The sequence below is a fragment of the Streptomyces yongxingensis genome, assembly GCF_055597465.1.
Window position 1 is genome coordinate 5839438 of sequence record NZ_CM145717.1, and the last position, 15200, is coordinate 5854637.

Here is a 15200-nt window from a genome sequence, read left to right on the forward strand (position 1 = left end):
GCCGCCTCTGCTCCGTTCATCCCGCCCAGGGGTCATACCGGGCATCGGGCATCAGATCAGGCGTCAGGCGTCAGGCGCACGCGTCCGGGGGCTGGAGGTGGCGGGCGGCGCTGCGGGCCGCGGAGGCGACGGTGGCGCGGGCCTCGCGCGGGGGCAAGCCGGTGTCGAGCGCGGCCTCGATCAGGGCGGGGGCCAACTCCGGCCCCGCGCCCGCTTCGTAGGCACGGCAGGCCGCCCAGAACAGCCGGTCGTTGCGCTGGCCCTCCCGTGAGGCGCGGACGAACCGTACGAGCCCCTCCAGGGCCGCGGGATGCGGCTCGGGGAACGGCGGACCGGGGCGGTGCGAGCGGGGCGGGGCCGGGCGCGGGGGTGTGAGCAGGCGCAACAGGGCGGACGGGACGGGGGCCGGGGCCCAGGCGGGGGAGCCGGGCGCGAGGCGATAGCTGCCGTGCGAGGCGTAGGAGCCGGGGCCGACCAGATAGCCGCCCAGCCCACGGATGTCGATGCCGGGGGCCAGGCGGCCGGCGGAGTTGGGGACGGCGAGGCCGGGTGGGCCGCACAGCCACAGATGGCGGCCGCCGCTCGGGGTCAGCACGGTGACCGTACGGGGGATGGTGAAGGCGTGCGCGCGGGCCAGCCGGGTGAGGGCGGCCAGACCGTCCGTGCGGGCCTTACGGCTTGCGCCGGGGCTCTCGGCCGCCCCGGCTGTTCCAGCCCTCTCGGCCGCCCCGGCTGTTCCAGTCCTCCCGGCTGTTCCAGCGCTCTCGGTCGTTCCAGCGCTCCCGGCTGTTCCAGCGCTCCCGGCCGTTCTGGTCGCTCCGGCCGTTCCGGTCCCTCCGGCCCGAGCGTCCGTGTCGCCCGCTCCCCCGGATCCCTGGGAGCCGCCGGGCGCTCCCGGCTTACCGGGCTGCACGCCCCGGAGATCGAGGTCAATGCCGATGAGGTGGTACGGGGCGCATCCGCAGGCGATGCCGTAGCCGGTGGCCCAGGGGGCGGCGGCGAACAGGGCGCGGATCGCGTCCGGGTCCGCCGAGGCGTCATGGACTCCGTGGCCCAGCCGGCCGCATTCGCCACGGCACGGCAGCGGCGCGGGGTCGTGGTGGTGAGGGGAGCGCACGGCGGGCAGCTTCGCGCGGGTCAGCGGGATCACGCGGAAACCGTGGGCCGCGGCGGTCAGGGCATGGGCAAGAGCATGGGCGAGTGAGGGATTCGCCATGTCACCCATTTTCGGACAAGTGTTCGGTAATGGGAAGAGGGCCCGGCAAGTCACCGAGGATGGCCGAAATCACGCGGAACGGAGTCTCTCGTAAGGCTCGCCCTGTGGCCGGGCGGGGCCGGGCGGGGCGGTGTGCCGGGCGCATCGACGCGACGCGGGGAGTGGGGGTGCATGGGGCGTTTAAAACAGGTTCATCATGCTTGCGTGGTAATTCCAGTGGCCCGCGCGCATCGTCCGGGAATCGGTGGGCAATTCTGCTTCCGCGACCTTTCGGGCATCGGGGAGGTCGCGGGAGTCGGAGGATCGGAGGGATCGAGATGGCGGACATCCGGACGGGCCCCGGCCGCACCTTCGCCGCGCCGGCGTTCTCCGCGTCCAGGGTGGGGTGCGGCTCCTGGGATCTGACCCGCTCGCACGGGGGCAGGTCGCCGCCATCGCGGGCGTCCGTGAGCGCCCGTAAGGGCAACGCGGAAACGCGGAAAACGCAGGGAACGCGGAAGCGGCGCGATGTCCGAACGATCTGAGTGAGCTGTGGTGATTCATTGAGCGAAACGGGACGGGTGAGGTCGTACGGTCGCGCGATGGCGTATCAACGCCATCGCGCGATCGTGCGTGTGCCGTGCTTCGGCGTTCGTTCTTGACAGCGTCGATTTACCTGACGGATAGTCAGATTGCTTTCTACGGCAGACATGCGGCAGGGGAAGCGATGACGCGTGATGACCTGGACGTTGACCCGGACGAGCTGTACGGACGGCTGAAGGCATACGAAGGGCGGACGGCCGCGAGCGGTGGCGCGGGCAGGGACCCCGTCAACGAGCCCATGATCAGGCACTGGTGCGAGGCCATGGGCGACACCAACCCCGCCTATCCGGCTGTCGCCCCGCCCACGATGCTCCAGGCGTGGACGATGGGCGGGCTGGCCGGGCACCCCGGCGGTTCGACCCGCTCCGAGGCGTACGACGAGCTGCTGGCGTTGCTCGACGACGCGGGCTGCACCTCGGTGGTCGCCACCGACTGCGAGCAGGAGTACCTGCGGCCGCTGCGCCCCGGCGACCGGGTCACCTTCGACGCGGTCATCGAGTCGGTGTCGGCACGCAAGGCCACCAAGCTGGGCACCGGGTACTTCGTCACCACCCGCATGAACGTCCGCGCCGGGGACGGGGAGCTGGTCGGCACCCACCGCTTCCGCATCCTCAAGTACGCACCCGCGCGGCCCAAGAAAGCGGCGAAGCCGGAGCCGACGCGGAAGCCGGAGCCGACGCGAAAGCCGGAGCCCGCGCGGAAGCCGGAGCCGACGGCCGACCGTCCCCGCCGCCCTCGCCCCGTCATCAACCGCGACAACGCGGGCTTCTGGGAGGGCGTCGCCCGGCATCAGCTGCTCATCCAGCGCTGCCTGGACTGCGTCACCCCGCGCTTCCCCTGGCTGCCGGGGTGCGGGGCGTGCGGCTCCCAGCGGTGGGAGGCGTTCGAGGCGTCCGGCGCCGGCACGGTGTTCAGCTATGTGGTCATGCACCACCCGCCCTTCCCCGCCTTCGACCCGCCCTACGCGGTCGCCCTGATCGAGCTCGCGGAGGGCGTGCGGATGGTCAGCGACATCACCGGGGTGCCGTACGACAAGGTGCGCATCGGCATGCCCGTCGAGCTGGAGTTCCTGCGCGTGGACGAGGAGCTGGAGCTGCCGGTGTTCCGGGGCGCGGAGGCATAACGCATGGACGAGACGAACCCCGGTGGCCTCGGCGGCGCGGACCGTACGGACGAGGAGGCGGTCGTATGACGGCGCGTACGGGCGATGAGCTGCCCCCACTGCGCATCCCGATCACCCGGACCCTGATCGTCGCCGGCGCCCTCGCGTCCCGGGACTACCAGGATGTGCACCACGACGCCGAGGCGGCCAAGGAGAAGGGCTCCCCGGACATCTTCATGAACATCCTCACCACCAATGGGCTGGTCGGCCGGTACATTACCGACCACTTCGGGCCGCGGGCCCGGCTCGTCAAGGTCGCCATCCGGCTCGGAGCGCCCAACTACCCCGGCGACGAGATGGTGCTGACCGGTCAGGTCACCTCGGTCGCGGAGGGCACGGCGGAGGTCGCCGTCATCGGTAAGAACGGCATCGGCCACCATGTGACCGGCACGGTCACGGTACGGCTCCCCAGCGACGCTCCGGAGACCGGCGAGGGCCCCAAGAGGACCGCCGACGCCCCGGGGACCGCCCCCACCACCCCGGACGCCCCCCGATGAGCGCCCGCACGCCGGACACCCTGGGCGGCCGGGCCGCCATCGTCGGCATCGGCGCCACCGAGTTCTCCAAGGACTCGGGCCGCAGCGAGCTGAAGCTGGCCGTCGAGGCCGTCCAGGCGGCCCTGGACGACGCCGGGCTCACCCCGGCCGACGTGGACGGGCTGGTCACCTTCACCATGGACACCAGCCCTGAGATCACCGTGGCGCAGGCGTGCGGCATCGGCGATCTCACCTTCTTCTCGCGCGTCCACTACGGCGGGGGCGCGGCCTGCGCCACCGTGCAGCAGGCCGCGCTCGCCGTCGCGACCGGCGTCGCCGAGGTCGTCGTCTGCTACCGCGCGTTCAACGAGCGCTCCGGGCGCCGCTTCGGCTCCGGCGTACAGCACCGCGAGCCGTCCGCCGAGGGCGCCGCGCTCGGCTGGTCGCTGCCGTTCGGGCTGCTGACCCCGGCCTCGTGGGTCGCCATGGCCGCCCAGCGCTATCTGTACGCCTATGGGCTGACACCCGAGGTTTTCGGCCATGTGGCCGTCACCGACCGCCGCCACGCGGCCACCAACCCGGCCGCGTACTTCCACGGCAAGCCGATCAACCTCGCCGAGCACGCCGCCTCCCGCTGGATCGTCGAGCCACTGCGGCTGCTCGACTGCTGTCAGGAGACGGACGGCGGCCAGGCGATCGTGGTGACCAGTGTGGAGCGGGCGCGTGACCTGCCGCGTCCGCCGGCCGTGATCACGGCCGCGGCGCAGGGCGCGGGCCGTGGCCAGGAGCAGATGACGAGCTTCTACCGCGACGATCTGACGGGCCTCCCCGAGATGGGCGTGGTCGCCCGCCAGCTGTGGCGCGGCAGCGGGCTGGCCCCGGCCGACATCGACGTGGCCATCCTCTACGACCACTTCACGCCATTCGTGCTGATGCAGCTGGAGGAGTTCGGCTTCTGCGGACGCGGCGAGGCACCCGGATTCGTCGCCGAGGACGCACTGCCGCTCAATACGCACGGCGGTCAGCTCGGCGAGGCGTATCTGCACGGGATGAACGGGATCGCCGAGGCCGTCCGCCAGATCCGCGGCAGCTCCGTCAACCAGGTGCCGGGGGCCGCCCGCGCCCTGGTCACCGCGGGCACCGGGGTACCGACATCCGGGCTTCTCCTCGGCGCAGACGGCTGAACCGCGCGCGTGTCGGCGGTATCAGGCCGCCGAGCTCCACCTTCACTCGTCATATGACCCGAAGTAAGCAGAGCAGATGGCAGGTCACCGGCTGGGCCACCGGTCTGGCCGCGGCCCTGGCCACCGTGATCGCCGGTGCCACCCCCGCCGCCTCGGCGGAGGTCCTGCCCGACCCCCGCCCCCTGGGCGCCAAGGTCTTCAAGGGCTGGGCCTTCGACACCTGTCATGCGCCGTCCCTCGCCACCCTGCGCGCGTGGAACAGCTCCCGCTACCGCGCCGTCGGCGTCTACTACGCGGGGCGCGGCCGGGCCTGCGCCAGCCAGCCCAACCTCACCGTCTCCTGGATGCGCGGCGTCAAGAGCATGAAGTGGCAGGTGCTGCCCATCTTCGTCGGATCCCAGTCGCCTTGCGTCCGCAACACCAACAAGAAGAACGTGCCCATCGGCGGCAAGCCCTTCTCCCAGGGGCAGGCGGAGGGCAAGGACGCGGTGGCGCGCGCCAAGGCGCTCTCCCTGAAGAAGCGCAGCGCGCTCTACCTCGACATGGAGGCGTACGACCTGAAGCGGACGAGCTGCGCCGCCAAGACGCTCTCCTTCATCCGCGGCTGGAACCGCGAAGTCCGCTCGCGCGGCTTCTTCCCCGGCTTCTACAGCAGCGCCGAGTCCGGGGTGCGCCATGTGGAGCAGGCCCGCCGGGCCGGCGTCCATGACCTGCCCTCGGTGATGTGGTTCGCGCGCTGGAACGGGAAGCCGTCGCTGTACGGGGAGTCGACGCTGGCCAAGAGCGCGTGGAATCCGCACCGCCGCATCCACCAGTACCGGGGCAACGTCGATGTGACGCACGGCGGCCGGAAGCTGCGCATCGACCGCAACAAGGTGGACGCACCGGTCGCGATCATCAAGTGAGCGCCCGTGGGGCACACGCTCGGGCGCTCGGAGGCATCTCCGAGCGCCTTGGGGACTCGCCCGGAAGCCCCCTCGGGGGCTCTCCCGGAGAACCGTTAAGGAACTCTCCCGGAGAACTCCCGGGGACTGGCCCGGAGAACCCCCGGGGACTGGCCCGGAGAACCCCCGGGAAGAACCCCGACCGTCTGACCGCGCCCTCCCCCCGCAGGAGGTGGTGCCAGCACCACCCGTACAACCTGAGGCTGATTGCCCTTCGGCACTTATGGCCGATCCGCTCCGACCTGCTCGCTCCTAGCGTTGAGCCATGACCACGACCGTGTGCACAGGCGTATCCGCCGCCGCGTTCCCGTCGTTCACCTCGTACGTACGGGCGCGGGGGCCTGTGCTGCTGCGCACCGCCCGCTCGCTGACCTCGAACGCCTGCGACGCCGAGGATCTGCTGCAGACCGCGCTGACCAAGACGTACCTGGCGTGGGAGCGCATCGAGGACCACAACGCGCTGGACGGCTATGTGCGCCGCGCCCTGGTCAACACCCGGACCTCGCAGTGGCGCAAGCGCAAGATCGACGAATTCGTCTGCGAGGAGCTGCCCGAGCCCGAGACGGTGCCCGCCCCGGATCCCGCCGAACGGCAGGTGCTCCGCGACGCGCTGTGGCGCGCCGTACTGCGGCTGCCGGACCGTCAGCGGGCGATGGTCGTCCTCAGGTATTACGAGGACCTGAGCGAGGCGCAGACGGCGGAGGTGCTCGGGGTGTCCATCGGCACCGTCAAGAGCGCGGTCTCGCGCGCCCTCGGCAAGCTCCGCGAGGACCCGGAACTCGGCCACGCGGCGTGATCGCCTGGTCGACGCGATGGCGGCCTACGTGGGCTGACGGGGACTGACGGGGCTGACGGGGGCCGATGTGACCTTATGGGCGAACCGGCAGGGGGATCGGCAGGGGGGACCGACGGGGCCCGGGGTAGTGACATACCAGGTGGTCGGCTGCAGAATCGGCGGAACCTCGACCCGCGCGTAACCGGAACCCTGGAGGCGCCCCGGTGCTCAGCACGATGCAGGACGTACCGCTGACCGTGACCCGCATCCTCGTGCACGGGACGCTCGTGCACGGCCGCACGGCCCATGTGACCACCTGGACCGGGGAGGGCGAGCCCCAGCGACGCGGCTTCCACGAGGTGGGGGCGCGGTCCACCCAGTTGGCGAACGCGCTGCGCGATGAGCTCGGGGTCGAGCCGGGGCAGGCCGTGGCCACCTTGATGTGGAACAACTGCGAGCATCTGGAGGCGTATCTCGCGGTCCCCTCCATGGGCGCCGTGCTGCACACCCTCAACCTCCGGCTGCCCGCCGATCAGCTCGGCTGGATCGTGAACCACGCCGCCGACCGCGTGATCATCGTCAACGGCTCCGTGCTGCCGCTGCTCGCCCCGCTCCTCCCCGGCCTCACCACGGTGAAGCACATCGTGGTCGCGGGCCCCGGTGACCGTTCCGTCCTGGACGGCTGCGCCGCCCGGGTCCATGACTACGAGGAGCTGATCGAGGGCAGGCCGCAGCGGTACGCCTGGCCGGAGATCGACGAGCGCCAGGCCGCCGCGCTCTGCTACACCTCGGGGACGACCGGACACCCCAAGGGTGTGGCCTACAGCCACCGTTCCATCTACCTGCACTCGATGCAGGTCAACAGCGCCGAGTCGTTCGGGATGTCCGGGGGCGACATCCTGCTGCCGGTGGTGCCCATGTTCCACGCCAACGCATGGGGCACCCCGCACGCCGCCTTCATGGCGGGCGCCTCGATGCTCATGCCCGACCGCTTCCTCCAGCCCGAGCCGCTCGCCGAGATGATCGAGCGCGAGCGTCCCACCCTCGCCGCCGCCGTCCCCACCGTCTGGCAGGGGCTGCTCGCCGAACTCGACGCGAGGCCGCGTGAGGTGAGCTGTCTGCGGAACGTCTTCATCGGCGGCGCGGCCTGCCCGCCCTCCCTGATGAAGGCGTACGGGGAGCGCCACGGCATCCACGTCGTCCACGCCTGGGGCATGACCGAGACCTCTCCGCTCGGCTCCGTGGCCCATCCGCCGGGCGGTCTCACGGCGGAGGACGCCTGGCCGTACCGGCTGACGCAGGGCCGCTTCCCGTCGTCCGTCGAGTGCCGGTTGATCTCGGCGGACGGCGAACTCGTGCCGTGGGACGGGAAGACGCCGGGTGAGCTGGAGGTACGCGGGCCGTGGATCGCGGGCGCCTACTACGGAGGGGCGGACGGCGAGCCGTTCCGCCCCGAGGACAAGTTCACCGAGGACGGCTGGCTGAAGACCGGCGACGTCGGCACCATCAGCCCCGACTGCTATCTGACGCTGACGGACCGGTCCAAGGACGTCATCAAGTCGGGCGGTGAGTGGATCTCCTCGGTCGAGCTGGAGAACCAGCTGATGGGCCATCCGGAGGTCGCCGAGGCGGCGGTGGTGGCCGTGCCGGACGAGAAGTGGGGCGAGCGGCCGCTGGCCACGGTGGTGCTGACGGACGGCGCCACGATCGACTACGAGGGCCTGCGGGCCTTCCTCGCCGAACGGGTCGCGCGCTGGCAGCTCCCGGAGCACTGGGCGCTGATCCCGGCGGTGCCGAAGACGAGCGTGGGGAAGTTCGACAAGAAGGTCATCCGAAAGCAGTACGCGGACGGGGAGCTGGATGTGACCACGCTGGGGTGACGGACGCCGGGATCGGGGGGCGCGTCGGCAACACGGCCACCGTAAGGGAGCCCCTGTGAGCGACGCGGTCACCGTAAGGAGTCGGGTGTCTCCTTACGGCGACGCGTGCGCGGCGGCGGAGGAGCGGAATGCCCTGCGGTAGGCGGAGGGGTGGTGTCCAGGGCGTCCCGCATGTGCTGCCGGAGGTTCGTCCCGCTGCCCAGACCGGTCCTGGCCGCGATGTCGTCCACGGGCAGCTCCGTCGACTCCAGCAGGTGGCGCGCGTGCTCAAGACGCGCTGAGGTGAGCCACGCGGCGGGGGAGAGCCCGGTCTCCTGCCGGAACCGCCGGGTGAACGTCCGTACGCTCATGTGGCAGTGCGCCGCGAGGTCCTTGAGAGACAGCCGCCGGTCCAGGTGCTCCGTCATCAGCGTCCGCGCCCCGGCCGTCGAGGTCCCCGCGTCCTCCCGGACCGGGTGCTCGACATACTGCGCCTGCCCGCCGTCCCACATGGGCGCGACCACGTTGTACCGGGCCACGCGGTTCGCCACGGAGCTGCCGTGGTCCTCCCGGACCAGGTGCGGGCACAGGTCGATGGCCGCCGCGCCGCCGGCAGAGGTCAGGATCCCGCGATCGGCGACGTACAGCGGGTTGGTGTCGAGGTCGACCGTGGGGAAGAGCCGCCTGAACTGCTGCGCGTAGCGCCAGTGGGTCGCGGCCCGGCCGCCCTCCAGCAGGCCCGCGGCCGCGAGGACGAACGAGCCGGTGCACAGGGAAACCAGCCGGGCGCGCTGCCGGGCAGCACGCAACGCCTCCGACCACTGCCTCGGCACGGGAGTTCACCGACACCCCGGTCCTCAACCGAGGCGCGCTGGAACTGGCCGTGCGGTACTACGCGAAGGACAGCCACGCCGCCCCGTACGCCTTTCCGATCCGCGCCGCCGACCTCAGCGGACTGCCGCCCACCTACATCGCCGTGGCGGAGATCGACCCGCTCCGCGACGAGGGCCGCGACTACGCCGCACGCCTGTCCGCCGCCGGCGTCACCACCGAACTCGTGCGAGTCCCCGGCGCCGTCCACGGCTTCGACCTCCTCTTCCCCCAGGCCCGCGTCAGCGAACGCAACCTCACCGACCAGGTACGCGCCCTGCGCGAGGCCCTCCACCCCTGACGGGCCCGGACACGCGACGGCCCCTCAGCGCCCCGGGCACTCCTGCGGACTCACCGGCCTCCGACCGCGCCGACTTCTTCGAACGGTGATGGGTCGAGACGGCTCAGGTTCGAGGACCAGGAGCCGAACGTGCGGCATAAGAGCCGCAGACCTCAGTTCGTGCCGATCTTCGCCAGCAGGTCCACGATCCGGGACTGCACCTCCGCGCTCGTCGAGCGCTCCGCGAGGAACAGCACCGTCTCGCCCGAGGCCAGCCGGGACAGGTTCGCCGGGTCGATGTCCGCGGAGGTGTAGACGACGAGCGGGGTGCGGTTCAGCAGTCCGTTGCCGCGCAGCCAGTCGACGATCCCGGCCCGGCGGCGGCGTACCTGCATCAGGTCCATCACCACCAGGTTGGGCCGCATCTGGGCCGCGAGCGAGACCGCGTCCGCGTCCGTCGCCGCGCGGGCGACCTGCATCCCGCGCCGCTCGAGCGTCGCCGTCAGGGCCATCGCGATCGGCTCGTGCTCCTCGATCAGCAGCACGCGCGAGGGATGCTGCTCGCTGTCGCGCGGCGCGAGCGCCTTGAGCAGGACGGCCGGGTCGGCGCCGTACGCCGCCTCGCGCGTCGCCTGGCCGAGCCCCGCGGTCACCAGCACCGGCACCTCGGCGGCGACCGCCGCCGTACGCAGCGACTGCAGCGCGGTCCGGGTGATCGGCCCGGTCAGCGGGTCGACGAACAGCGCCGCCGGGTACGCGGCGATCTGCGCGTCCACCTCCTCACGGGAGTTCACGATCACCGGACGGTAGCCGCGGTCGCTCAGCGCCTGCTGGGTGGACATGTCCGGCGCGGGCCACACGAGCAGGCGGCGCGGGTTGTCCAGCGGCTCCGGCGGCAGCTCGTCGTCGGGTGGCGGGGTGCGGTCGTCGACGATCTCGACGGCGCCGTTGGGCCCGTCCAGCGGCTCCGGCCCCTCGGCGCCCTCGTCCGGCGCGCCGATGGCGAACGTACGGCCGGAGCCCTGCGACGCGCCCACCGCACGCTGCGGCTGCGCCCCCGGCCCGGGCTGGGGGCGGGGCTGCGCGCCGGTCTGCGGACCGGGGTGCGGACCGGGGTGCGGCTGCGGTCCGGTGTGCGGCTGCTGACCGCCGTGCGCGGGCTGTCCGGTGTGGGGCTGCGGTCCGGTGTGCGGATGCGCCCGGTTGCCGGCCGGCTGCAGTTCGGCCGAGGCGCCCTGGTCCGTCATCTCGGGCCGGGCGGCCAGCTTGCGCCGCCTGCCGCCCCCGGTGCTGGTGCCTCCGGAGGGCGTCTGCGGCTGACCCTGCGGCGGGCGTCCTTGTGGCCGGCCCTGCGGCCGGCCTTGTGCGGGCCGGCCCTGCGGCTGCTCCCCCGCCTGCTGGGCGAACGGCACCCCTTGGCCCAGGGTGCGCACGCTGATCGCGCGCCCCTGGGTGGTGTCGGCGTTCGGCGGGGCCTCGGCGGGCAGCGGCTGCGGACGGGGCTGCGCGGGCGCGTCCGGCCACTGCGCCGGGGGCTGCGTCGGCTGCTGGGCCGGTGGGCGCCCGCTGGTCTCCGCGGGGTGCGGACCGGCCTGGGCCTGGTCGGGCGTCGGCTGTTCCGGGGCCTCGCCCAGCGCGCGGCGGGCGCGGCGCCGTCCGGTGGGCGGGGCCTCCTGCGGCTGGCCGCCGCTTGTGTCCTGGCCCCAGTTGGGCTGTTGCTCCTCGGGGGTGCGGGCGGCGGGCAGCGCGGGCATGCCCGACGCGCCCGGCTGGGCGGGCTGCTGCGGCGTGTCGGAGGAGGCGGCGGGCAGGGCGAGGGCGGGTCGGCCGCCCGCGCCCTGCGCGGGGGCGGGGGCGCCGGCGGCCTGAGGCCCACCCTGCTCCCGCGCCGGGGCGCCGCGCCGGGCGCGGCGGCCCTGGGGCTGTTGCTGGGCGGGAATGCCCTGAGGCGGCACAACGCCCATGGCGGCGGGGCCCGTCGGCTGCGGACCGGGCGCTTCCGGTGCGCCGCCGCGAGCGTGGCGATGGCTGCCGGTCGCGGCTCCCTCGGCGTTCTGGCCGGGGTACGCGGCCGCGGCCGCCGCCGGGTCCTCGTCGGGATGGGGGCGTGCCCTGCGCCGCCCGGTGGGCCGCGGCGGGGTCGCGGGCTCGGCCGCGTTCTGCTGCTGGGCCGCGGCGTTCTCGCCGACGACCGCGGGGAGCGCGGCGGGCGCGGCTGGGGTCGCGCCCGCCGCCCCCTGCTGAGCGGCGGTGCGCGGGTCGGCCGTACGGGGATCGGCCGTACGCGGGTCGGCCTTACGGAGATTGGGCGGAGGCGTACCGCCCTGCGTGCCGCCGCCCTGCGTGCCGTTGCCGTGCGTGCCGTTTCCCTGCGTGCCGCCGCCGCTGGTGTCGCCCGGCGTGTCGCTGGGGGCCGCCCCGCGCCGGGCGCGGCGTCCGGTCGGGGTCTGGCCGGAGGCGCTTCCGCCCGCGGTGCCCGTACCCGCACCGGCACCCGTACCCGCACCGGTGCCCGCGCCCGAGGTGCCCTGCCCCCGCGTACCGTCGCCGGGTCCGGCGGCGTCGCCGTCCACGCGCTCCTGCTCGGCGGCGGCCGCCGCCGAAATCGGCACCTCCAGGACATACGCGTGCCCGCCCATGCCCGGCATCTCGTGGGTCTGGAGCACGCCCCCGTGCAGGCGCACGATCCCGCGCACGATCGGCTCGTGCACCGGGTCGCCGCCCGCGTACGGCCCGCGGAGCTCGATCCGTACGACATCGCCGCGCTGCGCCGCCGCGACCACGATCGTCGAGTCGCTCGCCGCGACGCCCGAGGCGGCGTTGCCGGTGGAGTCGACCCCGGCCACGTCCGCGATCAGATGGGCGAGCGCCTGGGCGAGCCGCTCCGCGTCCACCTCGGCGTCGATCGGCGGCGCGTGCACCGCGAACTGCGCGCGCCCCGGGCCGATCAGCTCGACCGCGCCCTCGACACTGGCCGATACGACCTCGTCCATCGAGACGGTACGGCGGGCCAGCTCCTCGCCGCTCGAGTCGAGCCGCTGATAGCTCAGGACGTTGTCGACGAGCGTGGTCATCCGGGTGTAGCCGGCGGCGAGGTGGTGCAGGATCTGGTTGGCCTCGGGCCACAGCTGCCCGGCCGGGTCGTCGGCGAGCACGCCGAGCTCACCGCGCAGTTCCAGCAGCGGTCCGCGCAGGGACTGGTCCAGCACGGCCAGCAGCTGGCTGTTCCGGGCGGTGACGGACTCCAACTGTGCCGCGTACCGCGCGCGCTCCTCGGCGAGCTGCGTCCGCAGCTCCTCCAGGGCCTTCGTGTGCTGGGTGGTGAGCTCCTCCAGCTCCTCGGCGTGCTGGGCGGTGAGGCTCTCCACCTTCTCCGTGTGCCGGGTGGTGAGGCTCTCGATCTCCTCGGCGTGCTTGGCCGCCATGGCCTTCTCGGCACGCCGGTCGGTGAAGGTCAGCACGGCGCCCACGGGTTGGTCGCCGTCGCGTACGGGCGCGGTGGTCAGATCGACCGGGACCTGGCTGCCGTCCTTCGCCCACAGCACTTGGCCACGCACCCGGTGCTTGCGGCCGGAGCGGAGGGTGTCGGCGAGGGGCGATTCCTCGTACGGGAAAGGGGAACCGTCCGGGCGCGAGTGGTGTACAAGAGAGTGAAGCTCCTGACCGCCCATGTCGCTGGCCCGGTAGCCGAGGATCTGCGCGGCGGACGGGTTGACGAGGACCACCTTGCCCTCGGTGTCCACGCCGACCACGCCCTCCGCCGCCGCGCGCAGGATCATCTCGGTCTGGCGCTGTTGGCGGGCCAGTTCGGCCTCGGTGTCGAGCGTCCCGGTCAGGTCGCGCACGATGAGCATCAGCAGCTCATCGCCGGTGTAGCTGTACTGATCGGCGTACGGAGTCCGCCCGTCCTCCAGATTCGCGCTGGTCACCTCGACGGGGAACTGCGCCCCGTCGGTGCGCCGGGCCATCATCCGGGTCGGCTTGCTGCCGTCCCCCTGTGTCGCGTCGGGGCGCCGCATCGACCCGGGAATGCGATTGGGATCGAAGGAGGGGAGCAGATCGAGCAGACCACGGCCGACCAGGGCGGTGCCCGGAGTCTCGAAGGACTCCAGCGCGTGGTGGTTGGCGTTGACGATCGTGCCATTGCAGTTGACCAGCAACAGCGCGTCCGGGAGGGCGTCGAGTATCGCCGCGAGGCGAGCAGCGCCTCGGGATGGCCTGCTGCTCACGACGACGCTTCCTCCCTGACTACCGCACCTTGCTGACACCCGCGGTCATTCTGCCGTCCCATCTGCGGAGTGTCTCTAGGGGAGTCTACGGGCACCAGCGCCGGACGCGACGGCGGATGAGAGGGAGGTCGCAGCGCGACGTACGCGTCTCGACGCACGCCCGGACAAACTTCACCGGGCTCTTCTCCTCTCAGTCCCGGCCCAATCCGCAGGTCAGCTCCCAGGCGTGCGCAAAACGACGGAGAACCGATTCCATCGGGCGATTTCACACCCGTTGGTGCGGTTGAACCAGGCGTTGACGGGACGCCCCGCCCAGTGGCCCGTCACCCGAGCCGTGGCCGGCCCGCCGTACTGCCCGGTGCACATCGCGTCGGGCGACACCGGCGCGAACGGATCCCGGCCCCACACGGTCTGCGAGTCCAGCTCCGCACACGCGGCCCGCGCCCGGGGGTGCGTACCGCCGGTCGGGTGGCAGCTCAGCAGAAAGGTCGCGGCGTCGTCGGCCTCACCGGTCTCACTCACGGTGATCACGAGCCGGTCGGCGCTCTCCCCGTCGAACGGCAGGGGCAGCGGCAGCGGCGTGGCCGCGGCGGGGGCCAGCGCGCCCGCGGTGGCGGCGGTCGTCAGCGCGACGGTGACGGCGAGGCGGTGCAGCAGGGGCATGGGGGCACTCCTGGTGTGATCAGTCGGGGGCGCGCTGCCCCCGCCCCGTCTAACGCGCCGCCGCCGCGCGCGTTGCTCCGCCGTAAGGGGCTGTGCTCGCCGTACGGGCTCCCCTCGGCCGTAAAATCGGCCGTAAGGAGTGCGCTCCGCCGTACGGGCGCGCTCCCAGCACCCCCCCCACAAGACCCCCCACAAGGGCTTTGCGATGGGCCCCGCCCGCCGAGTACCGTAGTCCGCGATTGGTGACATCCCACTGGGCTGTGACATCATCTGCACACGCCACCTCGCGCTCGCGCGAGCGACCGGTGTGTTGGAGGCTTCGCCTAGTCTGGTCTATGGCGCCGCACTGCTAATGCGGTTTGGGCCTTAAAGCCCATCGAGGGTTCAAATCCCTCAGCCTCCGCTCTCTGACAGGGGGCCCGCGCCTAGGGCGCGGGCCCCCTGCGTCGTTTCCGGGCCCGCCACGAATGATCACGCGACCGCACCGACACGCCGGCGCCCGCCCGTCCATGCTCCCCTTACTACGGCTACGCCGGCGACCGTGGTCGTGCGCTCCGGACCAGGCGACGTGGAGCGACTGACGGGGAAACGCAAGGTGGCTATCCCGTGGCTTTCCGTAGTCGCCACTCTCGCTCCTCAAGCACCCAGCGACGCGAAAGCGAGCTCCCCGAGGTCTCGCGACGCCGACTCCGCGAGCCCCCGAAAATGGAGTTTTCGCAGGTCAGTGGGGGTGGGGGAAACGGATTTCGCCTCACGGCGCAGGTCATGTAATGTTGTCCCCGCAACGCCGACCGGCAAGAAAAACCGCCGGGAAGCCAAGCGCTCGTAGCTTAACGGATAGAGCACTTGACTACGGATCAAGAGGTTGCAGGTTCGAATCCTGCCGAGCGCGCACCAGCTCAGAGGCCCCTTCCAGTAATGGAAGGGGCCTCTTGCGTTGACCGTTGACGGCGGTCGTTG

General features: G+C 72.5%; 11 protein-coding genes and 2 tRNA genes. 9 read left to right on the forward strand and 4 right to left on the reverse strand.

The genetic code is table 11. From position 1 onward, the window contains the following. Positions 1-70: 70 nt before the first annotated feature. Complete coding sequence (locus tag ACZ6TD_RS25135) at positions 71-1216, reverse strand: bifunctional DNA primase/polymerase (protein ID WP_471341808.1); 1146 nt, start codon at positions 1214-1216, stop codon at positions 71-73. 706 nt (positions 1217-1922) lie between these two features. Between ACZ6TD_RS25135 and ACZ6TD_RS25140 the strand changes: the two genes are divergently transcribed. The 6 genes from ACZ6TD_RS25140 (at position 1923) to ACZ6TD_RS25165 (ending at position 8219) form a co-directional block, all read left to right on the forward strand. Next, a complete protein-coding gene (locus ACZ6TD_RS25140; protein WP_471341810.1) occupies positions 1923-2921 on the forward strand; it encodes a bifunctional MaoC family dehydratase N-terminal/OB-fold nucleic acid binding domain-containing protein in 999 nt (332 codons plus the stop codon). Positions 2922-2986: 65 nt separating this feature from the next. Continuing rightward, a complete protein-coding gene (locus ACZ6TD_RS25145) occupies positions 2987-3457 on the forward strand; it encodes a MaoC family dehydratase (RefSeq protein WP_471341811.1) in 471 nt (156 codons plus the stop codon). After that, positions 3454-4620, forward strand: coding sequence for a lipid-transfer protein (locus tag ACZ6TD_RS25150; RefSeq protein WP_471341813.1), 1167 nt, complete (start codon positions 3454-3456; stop codon positions 4618-4620). Before ACZ6TD_RS25145 ends, ACZ6TD_RS25150 begins: the two co-directional genes overlap by 4 nt. Positions 4621-4673: 53 nt before the next feature. Next, positions 4674-5525: a DUF1906 domain-containing protein gene (locus ACZ6TD_RS25155; RefSeq protein ID WP_471341815.1), complete on the forward strand. Its 852-nt coding sequence runs from the start codon at positions 4674-4676 to the stop codon at positions 5523-5525. Between the two features lie 304 nt (positions 5526-5829). After that, a complete protein-coding gene (locus ACZ6TD_RS25160) occupies positions 5830-6360 on the forward strand; it encodes a SigE family RNA polymerase sigma factor (protein ID WP_137978641.1) in 531 nt (176 codons plus the stop codon). Between the two features lie 203 nt (positions 6361-6563). Further along, positions 6564-8219 (forward strand): long-chain fatty acid--CoA ligase, encoded by a 1656-nt coding sequence (locus tag ACZ6TD_RS25165; protein WP_471341816.1) that lies wholly within the window; start codon positions 6564-6566, stop codon positions 8217-8219. A 68-nt stretch (positions 8220-8287) separates the two neighbouring features. Here ACZ6TD_RS25165 and ACZ6TD_RS25170 read toward each other — a convergent pair whose 3' ends face one another. After that, the gene (locus ACZ6TD_RS25170) at positions 8288-9031 is read right to left on the reverse strand and encodes a GlxA family transcriptional regulator (RefSeq protein WP_471341817.1); all 744 of its coding nucleotides are present in this window, start codon (positions 9029-9031) and stop codon (positions 8288-8290) included. Positions 9032-9069: 38 nt separating this feature from the next. Here ACZ6TD_RS25170 and ACZ6TD_RS25175 point away from each other — a divergent pair, with 38 nt between their 5' ends. After that, the gene (locus ACZ6TD_RS25175) at positions 9070-9369 is read left to right on the forward strand and encodes an alpha/beta hydrolase fold domain-containing protein (RefSeq protein ID WP_471358015.1); all 300 of its coding nucleotides are present in this window, start codon (positions 9070-9072) and stop codon (positions 9367-9369) included. Positions 9370-9521: 152 nt separating this feature from the next. Here the strand turns inward: ACZ6TD_RS25175 and ACZ6TD_RS25180 are convergent, their stop codons facing one another. Together ACZ6TD_RS25180 and ACZ6TD_RS25185 are read right to left on the reverse strand one after the other, a co-directional pair. Beyond that, positions 9522-13577 carry a PAS domain-containing protein gene (locus tag ACZ6TD_RS25180; protein ID WP_471341819.1) on the reverse strand — a complete coding sequence of 1352 codons (4056 nt, stop codon included), beginning with the start codon at positions 13575-13577 and terminating at the stop codon, positions 9522-9524. Between the two features lie 213 nt (positions 13578-13790). After that, positions 13791-14240 (reverse strand): SSI family serine proteinase inhibitor, encoded by a 450-nt coding sequence (locus tag ACZ6TD_RS25185; RefSeq protein WP_471341820.1) that lies wholly within the window; start codon positions 14238-14240, stop codon positions 13791-13793. Positions 14241-14552: 312 nt separating this feature from the next. On the opposite strand from ACZ6TD_RS25185, the gene ACZ6TD_RS25190 reads away from it, so the two are divergent. Then, positions 14553-14643 (forward strand) — tRNA-Ser (locus tag ACZ6TD_RS25190). A gap of 416 nt (positions 14644-15059) precedes the next feature. After that, positions 15060-15132: transfer RNA gene (locus ACZ6TD_RS25195), tRNA-Arg, on the forward strand. The last annotated feature ends 68 nt before the right edge of the window (positions 15133-15200 follow it).

What these genes read in the sequence shown, in the direction of transcription:
- ACZ6TD_RS25155 (WP_471341815.1), top strand. Translation starts at nt 4,674, where the DNA reads ATGACCCGAAGTAAGCAGAGCAGATGGCAGGTCACCGGCTGGGCCACC.
- ACZ6TD_RS25150 (WP_471341813.1), top strand. Translation starts at nt 3,454, where the DNA reads ATGAGCGCCCGCACGCCGGACACCCTGGGCGGCCGGGCCGCCATCGTC.
- ACZ6TD_RS25160 (WP_137978641.1), top strand. Translation starts at nt 5,830, where the DNA reads ATGACCACGACCGTGTGCACAGGCGTATCCGCCGCCGCGTTCCCGTCG.
- ACZ6TD_RS25185 (WP_471341820.1), bottom strand. Translation starts at nt 14,240, where the DNA reads ATGCCCCTGCTGCACCGCCTCGCCGTCACCGTCGCGCTGACGACCGCC.
- ACZ6TD_RS25145 (WP_471341811.1), top strand. Translation starts at nt 2,987, where the DNA reads ATGACGGCGCGTACGGGCGATGAGCTGCCCCCACTGCGCATCCCGATC.
- ACZ6TD_RS25140 (WP_471341810.1), top strand. Translation starts at nt 1,923, where the DNA reads ATGACGCGTGATGACCTGGACGTTGACCCGGACGAGCTGTACGGACGG.
- ACZ6TD_RS25135 (WP_471341808.1), bottom strand. Translation starts at nt 1,216, where the DNA reads ATGGCGAATCCCTCACTCGCCCATGCTCTTGCCCATGCCCTGACCGCC.